This window comes from Cytophaga sp. (genome assembly GCF_051961495.1).
In the GTDB taxonomy this organism is placed as follows: Bacteria; Bacteroidota; Bacteroidia; order Cytophagales; family Cytophagaceae; genus Cytophaga.
On the sequence record NZ_JBQCDF010000111.1, the window covers coordinates 1 to 5,424 of the forward strand.

Genomic DNA, 5,424 nt, shown 5'->3' on the forward strand with positions numbered 1-5,424 from the left:
GTAAATATACCACTCAGGCTTCGGGCTTCCTGTCAACAGCAATTGTTGGCGGTGCAATCGTTCCGGTAGCGTTTGGTGCGGTAGTTGATTACTACATGAACAGCGGCCAGTCTGAAGCAACTGGTTTACGTTTCGCGCTTATCATTCCTATGATTTGCTATGCATACATTGCATGGTTTGGTTTCAAAGGCTATAACGATAAGACAACAGCAGATACTACTTCTTTAGATAGTAACGTATAAGGATAAATAATTTGGAAAAAATCCCGTTCTGATCCCGATAGCTTCGGGATCGGAACGGGATTTTTTTATGCGCTTTAAAATCGTAATACAATGGACTTTAGCTTCTTTTGCACGAATCCGGAATAATACTTTTGCAAATCGGATTGCATAGCCGTAACTTGCAGTATGCAATATCAGAATGATTTAATATTACGTGCTGCACGTGGAGAACAGACTGAAAGGACTCCCGTATGGCTGATGCGACAAGCTGGTAGAATTTTGCCGGAATACCGCGCCGTTAGAGAAAAATTAAGTGGGTTTATTGAATTGTGCACCACGCCGGCTCTGGCTGCAGAGGTAACCATTCAGCCGGTTGATATATTGGGCGTTGATGCTGCAATTATCTTTTCAGATATACTTGTTATACCTGAGGCAATGGGGTTGCCTTACGAAATGCAGGAAAGCAAAGGTCCGTTTTTTCCTAAAGTAATCACTTCAGCTGCTGATATAGAAAAATTACTGGCGACAGATGCTGCAGATCATTTGCAATATGTATATGATGCGATTGATATTACTGTAAAAGAATTGAATGGTCGTGTACCATTGATCGGTTTCGCAGGTGCACCTTTTACTATTCTTGCTTACATGATCGAAGGCCAGGGATCGAAAACCTTCTCGAAAGCCCGTCGATTCTTATATACAGAACCCGTATTGGCACACAGATTACTGGAAAAGATTACACTAGCCACGATTGAATATTTGAAACGCCAGGTAAAAGCCGGGGCTGCCATGTATCAGGTATTCGACTCCTGGGCAGGCGTATTACCCCCGGATCAATATCGGGAGTTCTCCCTGAGATATATCAAACAAATCTGCGAAGCAGTTCCGCAAGTACCAAGAACAGTGTTCTCAAAGGGGGCATTCTTTGTACGTGAAGACTTTAATAATTTCCCTTGTGAAACTGTTGGTCTGGATTGGAACATGGATATTGCAGAATCTAAAAAAATCATCGGTACGGGCAAAACATTGCAAGGGAACATGGACCCATGTGCCTTGTATCTGAACGAAGAACAGATCCGCATAAAGACAAAGGAAATGCTGGATGCATTTGGTTCTCACAGACACATCGCTAATCTGGGGCATGGATTATATCCTGATACGGATAAGGCGAAGGTGAAATGTTTTGTAGATGCAGTAAAAGAACTAAGCGTTAAAAAACAGTTTGTATAAAACTTTTTAATTACACACATTGTTAATGGCGCAGAGTAAGACTTTGCGCCATTTCTATTTATACGATTATTAATGAATACTATTTTTCAATCAAAATACAGTGCTTATGCTGCTGCAACGCTTGTTGTATGCATATGGGCAGGCTGGATTACTTTATCGCGCATGGGCGTGCAGACGGCTTTAACACCTTATGATATTACGCTGTTGCGTTTCGGTACAGCAGCTCTTTTAATGCTGCCATTCAGCTTACAGTATAATTGGCGCGAGGTGAAATGGAAACAAGTGTTGATTGTAGCGCTGGGCTGCGGCTTCCCTTATACCATGTTATCATTCATCGGCCTTAAAACTATAAAAGCAGCCAATGCCGGAGTCTTTGTAAACGGTATGCTCCCGGTGATCGGTTTGTTCTATACGTTATTCTGGTTTAAGGAGAAAGTTTCGTTTATCAAATACCTCGCAATAATTGTCTTGTTAATCGCAAATCTTGTTATGATGGATTTTACGAATAGCATTTCCTCAACATATGTATTGGGAATTTTATCTTTGTTGTCTGCTGCTGCCGTATTTTCAACCTATATGGCAGCTACTAAAAAATGGGGTTATACCATGAAAGATGTTATAGCGTTTGTACCATTGATTAATGCTGTTTTATTCTTACCTGTTTGGTTGTTGTTGCCTTCACAAATATCAAACACGCCCGTGCAGAATGTTGTTGTACAGATTTTATATCAGGGTGTTTTAGTAAGTGTGATCGCTCTTGTGTTAATCACTTATGCGGTATCGAAACTAGGCTCAGGAACGATGTCTGTATTTTTATCCTATGTGCCTGCCATAACAGCTGTACTTGCCTTTATTTTTCTTGGAGAAAAACTTTCCTTACAGGAACAGCTTGGTATTGTATTGTGCTCTATGGGTTTGATTGTATATACCAAAGGATAAACAGTAACGTTTTAATCTACAGGAATTTCAAAAATATTCACTTTCAGGAACAGACTTCTGATTTAAAGAAAATTGTAATAACTTGCATGTAAATTGAATACTGCAGTTTCGAATGAGTACTAAAAGACCAATCCGTAAAGAAGAAAAAATATTAGTTGAATTTCTTCTTTCAAAAATAGATCAGGCAGATCATACATATACAATACCGGAAGAAGTGGAAGAATATGGTGCACCGGGCATGGGTAGTATTAATTTGAATAATCCCAACACAGACCAGTATGACAGTGATCTGATTCAGGCAGAATATACAGATGCAGATAAAATACCGGTCGTAATTTCTCTGACCAAAGATCAGAATAATCAGTTGCTGGATCTTGATTTCTGGAAATCGGATTTTTCAAAACTGGTTGCATATCCGGATCCAAAGGATTTAATGTTTGAGTAAAATATCCGTAAACAAAAAAGGTGTACACTTTTAATAAGTGTACACCTTTTTTGTTTTTATGTAGTTACAGCTATTTTATTTTTACAACGCGGTCTGTAAAGATCAAGCCATCCTGACTTACTTTCAGCACATAAACACCTTCGCTTAGATTGCTTAGGGAAACAGCTGAATTGTTTGTAATTGTTTTCGACATAACTTTATTGCCAAGCATGTTATATAGCTCCACAGAAATATTGTCTGATGTTGCTATAGATGCGGGGACTTCTATAGTTAGCAAGTCACTAGTAGGATTTGGTTTGATGGAAACACTCAAGGTGTTTGTTGCTTGTGCAATTCCTGTGGGCGTAGTGCTTGTATTAATGGTATACTTCGATAGTAAACGGATGTAGGCTGTTTGGTAGCCCAAACTTGTTTCAGTCAGTGACCATGAATTCAGCGGCCAGCTTGTATTAAAGTCTTTATATGACTTCTGTTTCGGTTGTCCTTTGGGAGGTGTTAACGATGTGGAGTTACAGATTGCTGTGTTTTGCGTAGATCCGCAGCTTGAGTTACAGCAATTGTCCCAGTCATAACTATCATTAGCCCCGCCCATCAGGAAGCCGGGAGGTGGCCCATATGTTGACGTTCCCACACGATCCCATTTTGCACTGCCATCCGTAAACCAGGTATGATACATTTCATTGGCGCTGTTCTCTGCACCGTAGCTGCTCATGTTTGTTAAGTATACAAATTGCAGCGGATTCACACCGTGTATGTAGTGCAGGTATTCTTCAGAAGCTTTCAGGTAAAGCTCGTTATTGGCAGTATTATCCAATGCAGCATCCTGCACTTCCCAGAATAAATTCCCATAATTGGATTTATACTGATTAGAGCCCCAGTTATAATCCTTGATAAATGCACGGTAAGGGTCAAGCTGATTGGTAAGTGCATTCGCGAAATCTCCGGTATTTTTTATAGCAGTAACTGTGCGTGTTTTAATGTTGTTGGCTACTGAAGTACTAATGCCCGGAAGCAGCAGGTAGAATAATAAAATATTTTGCGACTCAAGGTAATACTGGCTGATATAATTATTCCAGGCAATTAAAGGTAAGCCAGTATAATTTGATTCAAAGAAAGTCAGATAACTTGTCTGGCCTGTTAAATCATATAGGTATAAGGCAGCACCAAGTTTGGATGTAAGCCTGCCCATATCATCTGTTTCCTGATTACCGGCAGCCAGTCCTACAGAACCGTTGCTGGAGGAGTTGTTTGCGAATGTTACACCGGGATTTGCAACAGCCCAGTCCCAGGCAGCAACAGCCTGTGTTTGCAGATTTGCAGAATAAGTTCCATAAGCCGTTGCGTTTACCTGATTGAATGTTTTTGCAGCTAATGCAAATGCTGCCGCGCATTTCAGGGTAGCATTTGTTGTTGCTGGCCCGTAGTAACTATAGCCGGTTGCAGCTGACGGTGGACTTGCACCATCGGAGCCTAAAACAGAAAGACATGAACCGTCACTTTGCTGCATACGCAGTAAATGGTCTACGCCCCATTTAACCTCATCAATAATATCCGGGATGCCATTACCTGATTCCGGAATGTTGTAATCATCAGTAAAGGCAGAAGGATTTTCGTTATATGCTGTTAATAATGTAATCACATAACTTGCCGTCCAGGATGTATATTTATTCAGATCACCTGCATCGTACCAGCCACCATGCAGATCTTTTTCTGTTGCAAGAACTTTGTTGTTGTATAAGCGCGCATTCTTGTCCTGCTGTGTACCTACGTGACTGGCAGCATCTGTCCAGCCTGTGCCGGCATATGGCGTGGCCTTGGCAAAGCTTGAACGCTGGTAATACAGCATGCGCATCGCGGCTTTCAGAACGTTTTTATAAACCGTATCGGCGATGACAAATTCTGCCGAACGTACATTTTGTGTAAGGTCTTTTACATAATATTTACCGGGTGTTTCAACTGAAGTGAAATCAAACCACCATACCTTATCGCCTGAACTGGCGTCAGTATTACCGGAGTTCCAGGCAACCGGACTTGCTGTAAATACCGAAGCACTTGATACCGCATTGATAAGTGCGTAATTACTGCCTGGTGTAAAGGTAGATGAAGCGTCATAACCCGTTTGCGGATCACGTATTACCGCTACTTTGGTTGCCCCGGGCAAATAACCGAATTGATCAACAACGATATAAGAACTGAAAGACTGTGCCTGCGTGCAAAAGCTACTAAATGTCAGCAATAGCATGGACACAGCAAGCTGGATAAACTTTTTAATCATGAGGTTATTTTTAGGGTAGGTGACCAATATTTTATTAGTAATAAACATACCGATACGAAAAAGTAACCCATTGGTAGGATTTTTTTTATTAAAAATTGCATTATGATATAAGGAATAGATATTTATTCTAAAAATTGAATTTTCGATTCAGTAATTGGGATAAATGAAAAGCGGGATTAATAAAAATTATAAGCGCCGTTCATTTCAACGGAATCTGTCCAGGCAGGTAATTTTGTGAAAAAAGGTGTGTTGTAAACAAATGAAAGGAAGACCGATTCTTTGCCTACGCGCAGGTTGGCAGACAAAACAAAACT

The 5,424-nt window shown here is 40.6% G+C and carries 4 protein-coding genes and 1 pseudogene; 4 read left to right on the plus strand and 1 reads right to left on the minus strand.

What is annotated here, in order from left to right; translation table 11 throughout:
- From ACTHJT_RS05445 to ACTHJT_RS05460, 4 genes and pseudogenes are all read left to right on the plus strand, one after another.
- Positions 1-242: pseudogene (locus ACTHJT_RS05445) on the plus strand (hypothetical protein); the annotation flags it as partial.
- Positions 243-407: 165 nt separating this feature from the next.
- Positions 408-1,451: a uroporphyrinogen decarboxylase gene (gene hemE, locus ACTHJT_RS05450; protein ID WP_440236969.1), complete on the plus strand. Its 1,044-nt coding sequence runs from the start codon at positions 408-410 to the stop codon at positions 1,449-1,451.
- A 72-nt stretch (positions 1,452-1,523) separates the two neighbouring features.
- Complete coding sequence (locus ACTHJT_RS05455) at positions 1,524-2,390, plus strand: DMT family transporter (RefSeq protein ID WP_440236972.1); 867 nt, start codon at positions 1,524-1,526, stop codon at positions 2,388-2,390.
- A gap of 112 nt (positions 2,391-2,502) precedes the next feature.
- The gene (locus ACTHJT_RS05460; protein ID WP_440236975.1) at positions 2,503-2,835 is read left to right on the plus strand and encodes a DUF6984 family protein; all 333 of its coding nucleotides are present in this window, start codon (positions 2,503-2,505) and stop codon (positions 2,833-2,835) included.
- Between the two features lie 70 nt (positions 2,836-2,905).
- Here the strand turns inward: ACTHJT_RS05460 and ACTHJT_RS05465 are convergent, their stop codons facing one another.
- Positions 2,906-5,110: a glycoside hydrolase family 9 protein gene (locus ACTHJT_RS05465; protein WP_440236977.1), complete on the minus strand. Its 2,205-nt coding sequence runs from the start codon at positions 5,108-5,110 to the stop codon at positions 2,906-2,908.
- Between the last annotated feature and the right edge of the window lie 314 nt (positions 5,111-5,424).